This is a genomic window from Pseudoalteromonas phenolica, assembly GCF_005876835.1.
In the GTDB taxonomy this organism is placed as follows: domain Bacteria; phylum Pseudomonadota; class Gammaproteobacteria; order Enterobacterales; family Alteromonadaceae; genus Pseudoalteromonas; species Pseudoalteromonas phenolica_B.
On sequence record NZ_PPSW01000024.1, the window covers coordinates 1 to 14,681 of the forward strand.

Genomic DNA, 14,681 nt, shown 5'->3' on the forward strand with positions numbered 1-14,681 from the left:
CTGCCATTTTGTGTTTTAAGCACCCGACATAAAGTCGGTGCGACCGAATTGTGGATACTGTAGCAGCGATTTCACATCGCGTATTTTTATCTTAATTTTTAGACTTTAAACGTCAGTAACAAACCAGATATTTTGTTGGCACTTTCTACCAACTTAGCTGCATCTTCCGCGACTTTATAACTTAAGGTTAAATTCTCGCTGCCGTGATGGGTGATGGTGGTGATGTTGTCGTTAATCTCCACACTCACCATTTGTTGTTGCTCTGCAGCAGTTGAAATACCTTGCGCAGCATTAGCTATTTCACTGATCTGCTCAAAAATCACTTCTAAGGCCTGTTGGCTGGTTTGGCTTGCATCGGCGCAGTTAGATGCCCTGTCTTTGGTACTTTGCATCACTTCGGACCATTTATACAAAGTATCTTGTATCTCTTTAATTGATGCATAAATATGGCTGGTGGCACTTTGTGTCCGAGATGACAGAGCACGCACCTCATCGGCAACCACAGCAAAGCCTCGGCCATGCTCACCCGCTCGAGCAGCCTCAATCGCTGCATTCAGTGCTAGTAAGTTAGTTTGCTCCGCAATACCTTCGATTTCAGTCATGACTTGGCCAATTTTATCGGCTTCTTGAGCCAGAGAGTTTGCTGTTTGTGCAGCTTCATCTACTTGCGTGGCAAGCGAGCTGACCATATCAACGTTTTCGAGCATGGTATTTTTAATTTCTAAACAATGATGCTGCGTACTATCGACTTTGTTGGCGGTATCGGCGGTATTGTTTGAAATCTCACCAATGGTTTGGCTCATTTGTGACATCGCTGCAGCCATAGAACGCAAGCGTTCACTTTGCGCTTCAATCCCCTTTTCTGTATCGGAAGACTTTTCATCAAGTCCGGTTGCGATATTTTTGAAAGTAGACGCAGAATCTTGCATACGGCCTAAAACAGTTCGAAGCTTGGCTTGTAGCATACCCAAATTAAATTCAGCGATAGAAAAGGGCGTCGCTTCGCAGTAGACATAGCGAGAGACCGAATCGAATTGCTGTTGCTGTAATTTGAGCTTGGCAGGTACCACAAGCAGTTCATCATAGTTAATGAACAAAATTGCCAACATGGTGACCATCGCTGCAATACCGAGTTGCCAACCGGCAAAAACAAAGCAAGCGAGGGTAAGCAATAACGCAATAATCGTTGAAAGGGTTTGCCTCAGCGCAATTTTTTCACGCCAGTGCCACACCTTTTTACCTTGATTTATTGCATCATAAAGAGATTGCGCTCTTTTCTTAAGTTGTTCAGACGGCTTAACTCTCACCGATTGATAGCCAACGAGCTGACCATGCTCAAAAATAGGTGTGACAAATGCATCTACCCAGTAATAGCGGCCGTCTTTACAGCGGTTTTTTACCACCCCACGCCAAGAGTGGCCTTGTTCTAACTTATCCCAAAGTTCTTTAAACGCCGCTTTTGGCATATCAGGATGGCGTACAATATTGTGGTTTTTCCCTACTAGCTCTTCGGCACTAAACCCTGAAACTGCACAAAATGCTGCATTTGCATACGTAGTGACACCGCGTAAATCGGTAGTAGAGACAAGCTGTTGCGAGTCATCAAAGGTGACTTCTTCATTGATAATTGATTGGCCACGACGCATGATTTTCTCCATAGGGTTCAGTGTAAAACTGTGTTAGATTATAAGGCTATAATGCTTTGTGTAATAGTAGGAATATAGTATGCCTGTGCAAGCAATTAAATATGGAATAGATGAGTTTGGTGCTGCGGATAAAATTCAGGCAAAAACATGTGTTCTACCTGAGTTAAATGACACTCAAGTGCTTATTAAAGTATATAGCAGTGCAATTAATCCTATCGATTTGAAAACGCGTGCAGGTTTAGGTTTTGTTGCTCAAGCAAAAGAAGCTGATGAGTTTTTATCTTTAGGCTATGACGTATACGGTGTTGTAGAGCAGTGTGGCGTTCAAGTCTCTGACCTACATGTGGGGCAATTTGTCGCAGGTATGGTGGGATTTGCCAAACAGCCGGGCTGTTACGCTGATTATGTTATTGCTGAAGCAAACGAATTAATTGCATTTGATGTGCAACAAAAATCAGAAGTAGCAGGTCTATGTTTAGCAGGTTTAACTGCAATTCAGGCCCTGAAAAAGTTTTCAAGCTCACAGTCAACCCTTTACATAAATGCACCTACAGGTGGTGTGGGTCATTTAGCAACCCAACTAGCCCAATTACAAGGTAAAGAAGTGGTTGCAGTAAGCAATCGTCCTTCACATGAACTGTTACAAAAGTTAGCTGTAAAGGTTGTTGATTATGAGACATTCTTTTCACAAAAGCGCCAAGCACAACTACTCGATTTAGTCGGTGGTGAAATCGGCGAGAGAATGGTCGCGAATTTAAACTCAGGCAGTGAAGTAGTGACTGTACCAACCATCAGTGCCCAGCAGATCGTTGCAGCTGCACAGCAAAGTGACATAACGGTCTCTGGTATTGTAGTTGAAAAGAATAAAGCTGATCTAAATGAACTGATGACTGCGTATCGTGGTGGCGATTTATTTATCCATGTCGATTCGACTTTTGCGTTGCAAGACATCCAGCAAGCGCATGAATATATGGAAGCGGGGCAGCATGCCGGCAAGATAATTATGAGTCATAGTTAATAAATATTGCTTGAGTATTGGGGATGTGCCCCCATTGATTGAACATTGCCTATTGGCTTGAGGATAATTTTTTGAATACACCAGAATTAAAGACTCGCTTAGAAGCACTCTCTGCAGCAGAACACCAGCAAGCCATTAAGGGCATCAAGCGTGGTATTGAGCGAGAAGCATTAAGGATCAACCCAAATGGCTCTATCGCTAAAACGCCTCATCCACAAAACGCTGGGCATCCGTTAACGAACTCGCATATCACCACTGACTTTTCAGAATCATTACTCGAGTTCATTACCCCTGTCAGTGAAGATCCAAAAGAGACGCTAGCGCAACTGCAAGACTTACAGAAATACACCCTGAGTAAAATGGGCGACGAGCTATTGTGGCCTATGAGTATGCCTTGCTTCATTGAAAACCAAGATGATATTGCCCTAGCGTATTTTGGCGAATCAAACATTGGTAAAATGAAAACTCTGTATCGCGAAGGTCTAAAAAACCGTTATGGCAGTATGATGCAGGCTATCGCCGGTGTTCATTTTAATATTTCATTCCCAGATACCTTGTGGGATAGCCTACAAAAAATTGAACAAAGCACAGCTGAGAAACAAGCCTTTATTTCTGAGAAATATTTAGGCCTTATTCGAAACTTTAAGCGTGAGCTTTGGTTAATCAGCTATTTATTTGGCGCTTCTCCAGCGCTGTGTAAATCATTCTTGCAGGGTAATAAAAGTGATCTTCCGTTTGAAACTTTGGGTAAAGGCACGCTTTACTTAGAGCACGGTACGGCATTACGACTAGGTGATTTAGGGTATACCAACAGTGCTCAGTCGTCTTTAAAAGTGACCTATAATAATTTAGATGAGTATATTGCGGGCTTACGCGAAGCAATTGGCTGTCACTCTGACTTGTACGGTAATTTAGCTGACTATAAAGCAGAAACGCCGCAGCAGCTAAATAAAAACATACTGCAAATCGAAAATGAGTTTTACTCGCCGATCAGACCAAAGCGTAATGCACAGAGCGGGGAGACTCCGACTCAAGCTTTAGCAAGAGCAGGTATTGAATATGTCGAGATCCGCGCTTTAGATGTTAATCCTTTTTCACAGACGGGGATCAGTCTAGAACAAATTCATTTCTTAGATGTGTTTTTAACCTATTGTCTGCTGAAAGACGCACCAGCATTAAGCTGTGAAGATCAAAGGTCAACAGAAGCCAATTTACAAGCTGTGGTGAACTTCGGCCGTAAGTCGGACCTTGAGCTGCAACGTGACGGTTCACCTGTTTCTTTGCAAACATGGGCAGACGAGATTTTTGCAGAGTTAGTGCATGTGGCTCAGTATATGGACAATGCAAATGACTCGAATGTCTATCAAAATGCAATCAAACTATGGCGTGAATGCATTTCTGATCCGAATAAGACACTTTCAGGTCAGTTCTTATTTCAGCTTAAGCAAAACCAACAAGATGGTGGAAGCTATGCAATAGAGTTGGCGAATGAGTATAAGTTAGCGCATCAGTCTCAGACATTTGTAACCTACTCAAACTCAAGTCTAGATGCAGATGCAGACGCTTCTCACGAAGCACAGCTGCAAAAAGTGGCAGAAGATGATTTGACTTTTGTGGCATTCTTAGATGATTATTTTGCCAACGCTTAGGCAAAAAAAAGCGCAGCTAAATTAGCTGCGCAAATATTAAATCAGGGATGAAACAATGCTAAACCACTGCATTCATAAACTAAGACTTGTGAAATCTAGATAAGTTCACTAAAAAATGAAAAAAATAAAAAAAAGTTTTCTCACCTTATCTTTTGCTGCTGTTTTGAGCGGTTGTGCTACTGCGCCTCCGAAACAACCAGACAATATTTGTAAGATCTTCGAAGAAAAAGAAGATTGGTATTACGATGCGCGAGATGCCCAAGATAAATGGGGCTCACCTAAGCATGTTCTGATGGCAATGATGTATCAAGAGAGCTCGTTTCGACATGATGCAGCGCCACCAATGGAATACTTTTTAGGATTTATTCCAATTGGCCGAGCAAGCTCTGCATATGGTTATTCTCAAGCTAAAACGCCCACATGGCAAGATTACATTCGAGAAACAGGTAATTCAGGCGCTGACAGAGATGACTTCGAGGATGCCATTGATTTTATGGCTTGGTTTGTTTACAAAACACATAAAGTGAATGGTATTTCTAAATGGGATGCCTATGCGCAGTATCTTAACTACCATGAAGGATGGGGTGGATATAAGCGTGGTACTTATCGAAAGAAAAAGTGGTTGATGGCTGTAGCAAACAAAGTGAAGCATCGTGCTGGACGCTATGGTGCGCAATTAAAAAGATGTGAAGCTGAATTAGATAAGTCTTGGTTTGAAAGGCTATTTAGCTAAATTAGTAAAAGAATTAATAAATTAAAAAAGCCGCGAATGCGGCTTTTTTAATTTTTAAAATTTATAAAATCAAAGTTGTCATTTTCTTTGTTCAGGAAACACCTTAACCTGCTTTATCATGTTTTCTTTGATTTCGATAATTTCAATCGGGTAGCCTGCAATCCTCATTCCCTGAGGTTTTTGAGGAATATCTTCTAAATACTCAACAATTAAACCACTGAGTGTTTTAGGGCCTTCTGTTGGTAACTCCCAATTCATTTCTTTGTTGATATCACGTATGTTTGCAGTACCATCAACCAATACTGAGCCGTCAGACTGTACGTCAACTTCTTCACTCGGCGCTCGGGTTTGTGTTGTTGTGAAGTCTCCCACCACTTCCTCTAAGATATCTTCAAGTGTAACTAAGCCTTGAATATCACCATACTCATCCACAACTAAGCCAATACGTTCTTTGCTTTGCTGAAACTTTAACAGCTGGGTATTTAATGAAGTACCTTCTGGGATATAGTAAATTTCGCGAACGGCGCGCAATAAAGAGGGTTTGTTGAACTGCTCTTTAGTCAGTAGACGCAGTGCATCACGAGAGTGGATAAAACCAACGGCATCATCAATCTGGTCACGATACAGTAATACTCGAGTGTGCTGTGCATTGGTCAAATGTTTAGAGATGTCTTTCCAATCGTCATTAATGTCAATGGCGTTGATTTCATTACGCGGGATCATAATGTCTTCAACTGTGACATGATCTAAATCGAGAATAGACGTCAGCATGTTTTGGTGATTGCTAGGCAGTAATGCACTGGACTCATTTACCACGGTTTTAAGTTCTTCTTTACTTAAACTGTGCTCTTCAATGTCTTGGTTTGAAATGCCAAACAGTTTAAGAATGCCATTGGTGATCCAGTTTAATCCAATTACAAATGGGAACATCAACTTTAAGAGACCTTTCAATATTACAGAACTAGGAAAGGCAACTTTCTCTGGATGCAATGCTGCAAGTGTTTTGGGAGTGACTTCAGCAAAGATTAGAATTACGAACGTGAGCGCTATAGTATTGACAAGAGGGCCCCAAACATCGCCGAAGTACCTTTCTGTAATAATGGCAGCAACTGTAGCAGCAGCAATATTAACGAGGTTATTACCAATTAGGATGACACCAATTAATCTATCAGGACGTTGTAGCAAGCCACTTACGCGTTTAGCACCTTTGTGGTTTTCTTTTTCTAAGTGTCTTAGTCGATATTTATTTATCGACATCATGCCAGTCTCTGAGCTTGAGAAATAAGCTGAGAGCAAAATGAGTAAGCCCAAAATTGCAAAGAGCGTACCGGTTGATATGTCGTCCAAAAGAGGATCCCTTTTCTAATATTGAATAGGTATTAAGCGTTACTGAAAGTACTGAGTCAAGTTAAAACTTTACTAGAATCACTTCTTGTATGAATCTGCTACCAAAGTAGGCCAAAGTCACTAAACCAGAGGCACCTATAATAGCAAAAACCACAGGCTTTCCACGCCAACCAAAGCGATGATGACCTAGGGTTACAATTGCAAAAACTAACCAAGCGATAATAGACAGAACGGTTTTGTGGATGACTTCTTTAGCAAACATGCCTTCAAGAAAGATAAATCCAGACATAAGCGCCAATGAAAAAATACCTGTGCCCACAGTTAGCAGTTGGTAAAGTTGTCTCTCTACTAACATAAGTGGCGGTAGATGACTGTTCATAATGGCTAGGTCTTTCTCTTTAAGACGTTTATCTATATAAAAGAATTGTACCGCATAAAGTGTGGCAATGATTAAAATACAATAAGCGAGCAGTGATAGTGAGATATGTACAACCAGCCCTAAATCCACATTAATACTTTGCATAATAATATGATGTGGAATGAATAGACTGGCGATTAATAAAATAGCAGCAAAGCCATAGACAACAGGGAGCAGTAAAGTTGCAGGGAACTTCAATGATACAGTTGTGACACTCACGACAATCACCCAGCAAGTTAATAACGCTACATTAACGGTACTTAAATCCTGGCCTTCTTGCGTAAACACCGAATTCACGAGCACCAGCATGTGCGCCAAGATTGCGCCTGTGCTGAGCAAGACAGTTAGCTTGTGACTAGGACCTTCTTTATGAAATAGACGTGACAATACATGCCCAGTGGCAAGAACATATAAAAGACTGGCAAGTAAAGACAAGCTAATGATCAACATATTAAATATGGTCCAGAGGTTAGAATCCTTGTTACAGGCTATTGTATTTTAAGCCACCGTTCTTGCAAAGAGGTTATAAAAAGAAACTTTGTCTTTACTTGAATACTGTATTAGTCGCCTGCATATCAGTATAATGCGCTTAATTACGACTTATTGGAACCTAATACATGTTTGAAAATCTCCAAGAACGCTTAGGTAAAACGTTAAAAAACATCAGTGGCCGCGGCCGACTTACCGAAGACAATATTAAAGAAACCCTCCGTGAAGTGCGTATGGCACTGCTTGAGGCTGATGTTGCATTACCGGTTGTTCGTGAGTTTGTTAAACAAGTAAAGGAACGTGCGGTTGGTGTTGAAGTAACGAAGAGCTTAAGTCCGGGACAAGTCTTCATCAAAATAGTACGTGAAGAACTTGAAAAGGCTATGGGTGAAGCCAATGAAGAGCTTAACCTAGCTGCGCAGCCGCCAGCGGTATTAATGATGGCAGGTTTACAAGGTGCGGGTAAAACCACCAGTGTTGGTAAACTGTCTAAGTTCTTAAAAGAGCGTAAAAAGAAATCTGTACTTGTGGTGAGTGCGGACGTTTATCGTCCTGCGGCGATTAAACAGCTTGAAACGCTAGCTAACGAAGTTGATGTTGAGTTTTTCCCAAGTGATATTTCACAGAAGCCAGTTGATATCGCCACCAATGCTATTAGTCATGCGAAGAAGAAATTCATTGATGTTGTGATTGTCGATACTGCAGGTCGTTTGCACGTAGATAGCGACATGATGGACGAGATCAAAGATCTTCATGCAGCAATTAACCCAGTTGAAACCTTATTCGTTGTTGACTCTATGACGGGTCAAGATGCGGCGAACACAGCAAAAGCTTTCGATGAAGCGTTACCACTAACTGGTGTTATTCTGACTAAGACCGATGGTGATGCGCGTGGTGGTGCGGCATTATCAATTCGTCATATTACGGGTAAACCAATTAAATTTATCGGTGTGGGTGAGCGCACTGATGCACTAGAACCTTTCCACCCAGATCGTGTTGCTTCACGTATTCTAGGCATGGGTGACGTACTTTCATTAATTGAAGAAGTTGAAATGAAAGTCGATAAAGACAAAGCAGCAAAAGTTGCTGAAAAGGTCTTTAAAGGTGACGGCTTCACGTTAGAAGATTTTGCAGAGCAGCTTCGTCAAATGAAGAACATGGGTGGCATGATGGGGATGCTTGATAAGCTACCTGGTATGTCTAACCTACCAGATGCAGTTAAAGATCAGGTAGGTGACAAAACTTTCAATCAAATGGAAGCGATCATCAACTCAATGACACCGAAAGAGCGTGCTCGTCCTGACTTAATCAAAGGGTCTCGTAAAAAGCGTATTGCAGCAGGTTCTGGTACTCAGGTACAAGACGTCAATAAACTGCTTAAGCAATTTACCCAGATGCAAAAGATGATGAAGAAGATGAAGGGTAAAGGCGGCATGATGAAAATGATGCGCAATATGAAGGGGATGATGCCACCAGGCATGATGGGTGGTGGCCCTAAGTTTTAATTAAAACTTTCTAATTGTATTAAAAAAGGAAGCGACGAGAGGCGCTTCCTTTTTTTAAGCTTGCAGGGCGTAACTAGGCGCTTACAGCTTCTGCTTGTGATCTTGCTGCGTTTGTTAATCTCACTAGCTCTTTACGTACTGACATACCATCATGACATGGTGTTTCAAATTGAATGAAATAGTTTTTCTCATTTGCTCTTAGGTAACAGCCATCCGATACGAGCGTTGTCATCACAACATCATCGGCTTCAATATTATGCATGAGCTTAAGAATGAGTTGGTTGGCATCGCGGTGATCTTCATTCATGTGCTCTACCATGCGAGCTTCGTCTTCAAGCGAAAATTGTGGCGCTTCTAGTTGCCATTCATTTTGTTCAATCCAGAAGATATGGCCAAAACCCCCGATGTAGCGAACACGCTTTACTTCCATTCTCCAAAGCTGAAAATCATGAGCTTGTCGGTACGATATGGCTTCTGGATATTGTCGTTCGTATCTCGCCAGTAGCAATTCAGATTCTTCTGTTGGTACTGGGGCTGCATCACCGACCACTGTAACGCGGGCATGAGCATTCTGATCACCTTGTTCTGCAGCATCAAATACAGTGGCACACATTCTACTATCTTCACTTAAGTTTCGTGAGTGTTGCGCAATCCCTGCAATATAAAAAATAAGCCTACCTTGATTGTCTGTCATGAATGGTGATACAGACCCAAAAGGATAACCTTGCAGGTTTTTTGAAATTGTTGAGATCACACAAACATGTGACTGTCTGACTAAAGTGCGTGCTTCAAAAGCTGCCTGTTCACGCATTTTGGGCTCCTGTAAGAGGTTCTGAAAAAATCATAGGAATTGAAAAGCTGGGATGTTGGTTAATTTGCATGCCAGCTCTATATATAGGTTGTAGTATGTCTGTTTTAAGGACATGTTGCGGACTACCATCTTGATGGATATATCCATCGTGCAGTAATAAAACCCTATCCGCATATAATGACGCGAGGTTTAAGTCATGCAATACAGCAATGACGGTATTGCCTTGCTGTGCAAATGCTTTCGCTTTACCTAACGTACAATGTTGACGGTGTAAATCTAATGCAGAGGTCGGTTCGTCAAGCAACATGAGTTTGCCTTTGGTATCCGTTTTATGTGCGTTGAGTTGCGCCAAGCATCGTGCAAATTGCACTCGTTGAAATTCTCCACCCGATAACACAGTGACATCTCTATTTGCTAAATGAGCCAAAGAGAGCATCTCAATGATTTGACTTACGGTGTCGGCCTGCTCTTTGGTACTTTCTTGATACGGGTAGCGGCCCATGGCAATCAATTCGGCTGCACTAAACGCAAAATTGACGCGATTATTTTGCAATAGCATCGCTCTTTGTTTTGCCAATGTATTTGGGTCAAAGTCAGATAACAGCTGATTGTATAAGGTCACCTGACCAGTAAAAGATAAATCATCACAAATTGCACTCAACAGTGTTGATTTTCCTGCGCCATTTTCACCCAGTAATACAATAAATTCGCCTTGCTTTGCGTTAAACGACAAGTTCTTAATAATATGTTTATTGCCGCGTGTAACATTAAGGTTATGACATTCAAGCATGCATACCTCGTTTTTGTTTAATTAATTGATAAATGAAAAAAGGTGCGCCAAATAATGCGGTCACAATGCCGATTGGTAACTCAGACGGAGCAACAATTAAACGTGCTATCCAATCAGCCAGTAGCATTAACAAACAACCTAGCAGCATACTCAGTGGCAGCATTTTTCTGAGATCTGGACCAACTAGTAGTCTTGCGATATGCGGCACTACCAGACCAACAAAACCAATCATGCCACCCATAGCAACAGCACCACCAACGCCGAGTGCTACGAAAAAGACGACTTCTGTTTTCAGACGTTTTACATTGACGCCCAAATGTCTTGCGTCACGTTCGCCCAGCATAAGGGCATTAATTTGTCTTTTTTTCATAAGTAAACAGAGTGTGCTTACTATAATAAGTGGTGCACCATAGGTAATGGCTGACCAGCTCGCACCACCTAGAGAACCCATTTGCCAATACGTCATCAATCGCAGTGCACTGTCATCGGCAAAGAAACTAAAGAGTCCAATTATCGCCATGGCTATCGCATTGATGGCAACGCCGGCAAGTAGTAGTGTTGTTATTTGTACTTGCCCTTGGTGGTTTGCCAGGCGGTAAATAATACTTGTAATCGTCAATGCTCCGATAAATGCAGCTGGCGCAATCATGGCTTCATTAATGAAACTGACCTTTGGCGCGAGTGCAATGACGGCAATCGCTGCGACAGCCGCACCGCCAGTCACCCCCATTAGACTCGGATCTGCGAGTGGGTTTCTACATAAGGCTTGCGTAGCGGCCCCACTGCAAGCTAAAACCGAGCCGATCAGAATGGCCAGAATAAGCCTTGGTAAGCGAATTTGCGATACTACGCTAAGTTGTAATGTGTTGATGTCGGTTACAAAACTATCGGGCATTAACCAAGCAATTGGCATTTTCCAATCCCAACCCACTGGCCCCGTGCTTAATGAAAGCCAAGCCAAAAAAAAGAGTGAGATGGCACTGAGCCAATACCATTTTAAGTGCTGGTTAGAGTGTAGTGTAGGGAGCGCAAGACCGGTCATAGTGCATTTTTAAGGTGAAATTTATTTAATGTCGCGATGGCTTCAGGTAAGCGTGTTGTCATACCCAGTGCCATTAAAGAATCCATGATAAGAAGCCGACATGCTTTTGCTGCAGGAATTAACGCAAGAGCAGCCTGTTGGCAGAACTTTTCAGCGCCGCCCGCCCCATTTACAACATGGCTAGGTGCTACCAAGAAGTCAGGGTTACTCACTACTAAAGATTCGCGGTTAAAAGGTTTAAAACCTTCGTGTTGAGCTAGATTACGCACGCCTGTATAACTAAAAAGTAAATCAGGCACCGTTTCTTTACCTGCGACCATCAATCCTCGTTCACCAGCTGAAAGAATAAATAATGCTTTAGATTCAGAAATGGGGGCTTTGACTGGCAATGCTTTTTTTAGTTGTGCAATAAGCTTTTGCGCGCTTTCTTGTTGGTTTAAATCAGCGGCGACTTGAGAGATTAATTGAAAAAGCCCATCTACATGCTTAGGTTTGTTATAAAGCTTAAGTGCAACACCTGTACTCTTTAATTGCGTAAGTACTTCGGGGCGACCTGTACCTTCTAAGGCCAGTATAATTGTTGGTTGTTTTGATAAAACGCCTTCGGCAGCCAGATCTCGATAATAACCTACTTTAGGTAAAGCAACTGCTTTAGGTGGCCAAGTACTTGACGTATCTACAGCGACGACTTTCTCTCCAGCGCCAAGTGCATAGACAATATCTGTGATGGTGCCACCTGCAGTTACAATTCTTTGTGCTGAGCTATTAAAGCTAATGGTTAAAAGCAGTAAACCAATAGAAATAATGTGTTTCATTGTTTTCTCTTGTTTATAAATTTTAATAGCACTCATAGCCATAGCTTTGGCTCTATGAGCAAATTGCTAAATCCCTCTACGTTACTTCATCCTCGTTTGCTGATAATACCTATCAGAATTCTTAAAATCTATATAATAATAAAAACAATTATCATTTGTGATCAATTTAAAATGTGATTATAGTGCTCTCGAAATTGATTCGTTCTTCCTGTTTGAGGTAAAAAAATGTTTAAGAAGACACCCATTTCGATCAGTATTACTGCAGCTGTATTAACTGCATCATGTTCGTTTATTACTGCGGCTGAAGAAGCTCGGTTTGAAAAGCAAAGTGAAGTTATTGTTGTATCAGGCTCTCGAATTGAGCAAAAACTGGTTGATGTTGCGGGCTCAGTGAATGTCGTTACTGAACAAGAAATTGAACGTGAGTTGGCAGTGGACTTAAATACCGCATTTAAGTATCAAACAGGGATTACAACATCGGGCTCTACAGGTGAAGCTCAAGCGCTCAATATTCGAGGTATCGGTGGAAACCGTGTGGTATATATCAAAGATGGCCGTCGTGTAAATGATGCTTATGTAGGTGGAGCTGGCTTACTTATTGGCCGTGGATACTTTGATATCGATAATGTTCAACAAATTGAAGTTGCCAAAGGTGCCGCGTCCTCTTTATATGGTTCTGATGCGCTTGGCGGTATTGTTGTTATCTCAACCAAAGACCCATCAGATTATTTGGCGAATGACACCGCATATGCGCAATTAGGGTTGGGTTATTATGGCGTTAATTCTGAAAAGAGTTTTTCAGCTACGTATTCTCAGAAAGTAGGTGAGATGAATGCGACATCAATTCAATTAACGAGAAGAGATGGTAAAGAAGCGCAAAATTACCAAGAAAATCTACCTGGCTTTGATTACACCTCGAATGCTGTGTTGATCAAATCAGAATTTGATATTTCAGACAACGAACGTTTATTGGCAACGGTTGACTTTTTTGACCAAGAAACAAAGCAAGTAATAGCAGCCACAATTAATGAGACAACGGATCAGAATGAAAGCCTATCTGTGTCTTTAGCATTTGATAGCGCGAGTGCGACTGCTTTTTACGATAATTTAAAGGCACAAGTCTATTACACCGACTTTGAGCAGAAGAGTGACCAATTGCGCGCAAATGACGGCAGCCGCAGTAGAACAGGTCCTTATACCGATTACAATGACTATCGATTCGAGCAGTCTATTTTGGGGGCTCGAGTTGTATTAGATAAAAACTTAGAAGTAGCAGGGCTAAACCACCAATTCGTTTATGGTTTTGATTACGATAGTTACGAGACAGCTAGACCACGATATAAAACACGACTTGATGCGCAAGGGAACAAACTACTTGATAAAGAAGGACAGAAAACCTTCCCTGGTGCAGATACAAGTATGCTCGGGATATTTGTTCAGGACAACATAACGCTTATACCTGATTCTTTAGACCTTAATGCGGGTATTCGTGTAGACAGATATGACATGACGCCTAAAAAAGATGCCTTGTATGAGGGGGCTGAGTTTTCTGATATTACAGAAACGGCCTTATCACCAAAACTTGGTTTAGTTTATGCTTTTTCTGACAACCTTAATCTTGTTGCACAATACGCTCGAGGTTTTAAAATTCCACCGCATGACCTTGCATATCAAAGCCATGGTGTTGAGCCGTTTTACCAGATTTTACCAAATTCAGATCTAAACCCTGAAACCAGTGACAGTGTTGAGTTTGGCGTTAAAGGTGATTTTGAATCACATGGCTTTACTATTACCTTGTTCAATACAAAATTCGAGGACTTCATAGGTAATAAGGTTGTGCGTGTGGAACCAAGTACCATTCCAAACATGCCACCAAAAACGTATTACCAATATCAAAATATCAGTGAAGTTGAAATAAAAGGGGTTGAGACAACTTATACAGTGTGGGTTAACGATAATGTCTCGTTTGATACAGGCCTTACTTTTATAAATGGTAAAGATAAAGAAACCAATGAGTACTTAAATTCAATTAGTCCGCTAAATGGCTTTGTAAAAGCACGTTATGAACAAGGCGATTGGTCAGTTACGGGAGCATTTAAGTTTGCCAAGCGTATGACAAAGGTACCAAATAACGACATGGTTCAAACGTCAGGGTGGGGGACCGTTGATTTATTTGCTGATTATGACTTTGGTGTAGTGAAGTTGAATGCCGGCATATTCAATTTATTTGATAAAGCATACACCCCTTATGAAAGTGTTGCAGGTCAAGCTGCAGACGCTGATTTAACACAATTTACGCAGCCGGGAAGAAACTTTGCTCTCAATGCAAAAATGACATTTTAAGGCTGCTCTTCGTCACTAGATTTAAAAAACGGATGTGAGTTTTTACATCCGTTTTTTGTTCGTATGACAAATTTA

The 14,681-nt window shown here is 41.5% G+C and carries 12 protein-coding genes; 5 read left to right on the forward strand and 7 right to left on the reverse strand.

Annotated elements, in window-relative coordinates; genetic code table 11:
- Positions 1-98: 98 nt before the first annotated feature.
- Entirely contained in the window at positions 99-1,646 is a 1,548-nt protein-coding gene (locus C1E24_RS14355) for a methyl-accepting chemotaxis protein (protein WP_138482591.1), read from the reverse strand.
- 79 nt (positions 1,647-1,725) lie between these two features.
- On the opposite strand from C1E24_RS14355, the gene C1E24_RS14360 reads away from it, so the two are divergent.
- The 3 genes from C1E24_RS14360 (at position 1,726) to C1E24_RS14370 (ending at position 5,046) form a co-directional block, all read left to right on the forward strand.
- Entirely contained in the window at positions 1,726-2,664 is a 939-nt protein-coding gene (locus C1E24_RS14360; RefSeq protein WP_138482593.1) for an NADP-dependent oxidoreductase, read from the forward strand.
- A gap of 71 nt (positions 2,665-2,735) precedes the next feature.
- Positions 2,736-4,313 (forward strand): glutamate--cysteine ligase, encoded by a 1,578-nt coding sequence (gene gshA, locus C1E24_RS14365; protein ID WP_138482595.1) that lies wholly within the window; start codon positions 2,736-2,738, stop codon positions 4,311-4,313.
- A 115-nt stretch (positions 4,314-4,428) separates the two neighbouring features.
- The gene (locus C1E24_RS14370; protein WP_405127338.1) at positions 4,429-5,046 is read left to right on the forward strand and encodes a transglycosylase SLT domain-containing protein; all 618 of its coding nucleotides are present in this window, start codon (positions 4,429-4,431) and stop codon (positions 5,044-5,046) included.
- Between the two features lie 78 nt (positions 5,047-5,124).
- On the opposite strand, the gene C1E24_RS14375 is transcribed toward C1E24_RS14370, so the two are convergent.
- Both C1E24_RS14375 and C1E24_RS14380 read right to left on the reverse strand, forming a co-directional pair.
- Complete coding sequence (locus tag C1E24_RS14375) at positions 5,125-6,393, reverse strand: HlyC/CorC family transporter (protein WP_138482597.1); 1,269 nt, start codon at positions 6,391-6,393, stop codon at positions 5,125-5,127.
- Between the two features lie 61 nt (positions 6,394-6,454).
- Complete coding sequence (locus C1E24_RS14380) at positions 6,455-7,261, reverse strand: cytochrome C assembly family protein (protein ID WP_138482599.1); 807 nt, start codon at positions 7,259-7,261, stop codon at positions 6,455-6,457.
- A 167-nt stretch (positions 7,262-7,428) separates the two neighbouring features.
- On the opposite strand from C1E24_RS14380, the gene ffh reads away from it, so the two are divergent.
- Entirely contained in the window at positions 7,429-8,805 is a 1,377-nt protein-coding gene (ffh, locus tag C1E24_RS14385) for a signal recognition particle protein (RefSeq protein WP_138482601.1), read from the forward strand.
- A gap of 73 nt (positions 8,806-8,878) precedes the next feature.
- Here the strand turns inward: ffh and C1E24_RS14390 are convergent, their stop codons facing one another.
- Genes C1E24_RS14390 through C1E24_RS14405 form a run of 4 tightly spaced genes read right to left on the reverse strand, consistent with a single transcriptional unit; the run spans position 8,879 to position 12,263 of the window.
- Positions 8,879-9,616 carry a HugZ family protein gene (locus C1E24_RS14390; protein ID WP_138482603.1) on the reverse strand — a complete coding sequence of 246 codons (738 nt, stop codon included), beginning with the start codon at positions 9,614-9,616 and terminating at the stop codon, positions 8,879-8,881.
- On the reverse strand, positions 9,609-10,406 hold the full coding sequence (locus C1E24_RS14395) for a heme ABC transporter ATP-binding protein (RefSeq protein WP_138482605.1): 798 nt from the start codon (positions 10,404-10,406) through the stop codon (positions 9,609-9,611). The genes C1E24_RS14390 and C1E24_RS14395 overlap by 8 nt, the downstream gene beginning before the upstream one ends.
- Positions 10,399-11,448 (reverse strand): FecCD family ABC transporter permease, encoded by a 1,050-nt coding sequence (locus C1E24_RS14400; RefSeq protein WP_138482607.1) that lies wholly within the window; start codon positions 11,446-11,448, stop codon positions 10,399-10,401. The genes C1E24_RS14395 and C1E24_RS14400 overlap by 8 nt, the downstream gene beginning before the upstream one ends.
- On the reverse strand, positions 11,445-12,263 hold the full coding sequence (locus C1E24_RS14405) for a heme/hemin ABC transporter substrate-binding protein (RefSeq protein WP_138482609.1): 819 nt from the start codon (positions 12,261-12,263) through the stop codon (positions 11,445-11,447). The genes C1E24_RS14400 and C1E24_RS14405 overlap by 4 nt, the downstream gene beginning before the upstream one ends.
- A gap of 225 nt (positions 12,264-12,488) precedes the next feature.
- On the opposite strand from C1E24_RS14405, the gene C1E24_RS14410 reads away from it, so the two are divergent.
- Entirely contained in the window at positions 12,489-14,606 is a 2,118-nt protein-coding gene (locus C1E24_RS14410; RefSeq protein ID WP_138482611.1) for a TonB-dependent hemoglobin/transferrin/lactoferrin family receptor, read from the forward strand.
- The last annotated feature ends 75 nt before the right edge of the window (positions 14,607-14,681 follow it).

Excerpts from the sequence above, each read along its gene's own strand:
- C1E24_RS14355 (WP_138482591.1), bottom strand. The coding sequence starts at position 1,646 with ATGCGTCGTGGCCAATCAATTATCAATGAAGAAGTCACCTTTGATGAC.
- C1E24_RS14360 (WP_138482593.1), top strand. The coding sequence starts at position 1,726 with ATGCCTGTGCAAGCAATTAAATATGGAATAGATGAGTTTGGTGCTGCG.
- C1E24_RS14370 (WP_405127338.1), top strand. The coding sequence starts at position 4,429 with ATGAAAAAAATAAAAAAAAGTTTTCTCACCTTATCTTTTGCTGCTGTT.
- C1E24_RS14380 (WP_138482599.1), bottom strand. The coding sequence starts at position 7,261 with ATGTTGATCATTAGCTTGTCTTTACTTGCCAGTCTTTTATATGTTCTT.
- ffh (WP_138482601.1), top strand. The coding sequence starts at position 7,429 with ATGTTTGAAAATCTCCAAGAACGCTTAGGTAAAACGTTAAAAAACATC.
- C1E24_RS14390 (WP_138482603.1), bottom strand. The coding sequence starts at position 9,616 with ATGCGTGAACAGGCAGCTTTTGAAGCACGCACTTTAGTCAGACAGTCA.
- C1E24_RS14395 (WP_138482605.1), bottom strand. The coding sequence starts at position 10,406 with ATGCTTGAATGTCATAACCTTAATGTTACACGCGGCAATAAACATATT.
- C1E24_RS14400 (WP_138482607.1), bottom strand. The coding sequence starts at position 11,448 with ATGACCGGTCTTGCGCTCCCTACACTACACTCTAACCAGCACTTAAAA.
- C1E24_RS14405 (WP_138482609.1), bottom strand. The coding sequence starts at position 12,263 with ATGAAACACATTATTTCTATTGGTTTACTGCTTTTAACCATTAGCTTT.
- C1E24_RS14410 (WP_138482611.1), top strand. The coding sequence starts at position 12,489 with ATGTTTAAGAAGACACCCATTTCGATCAGTATTACTGCAGCTGTATTA.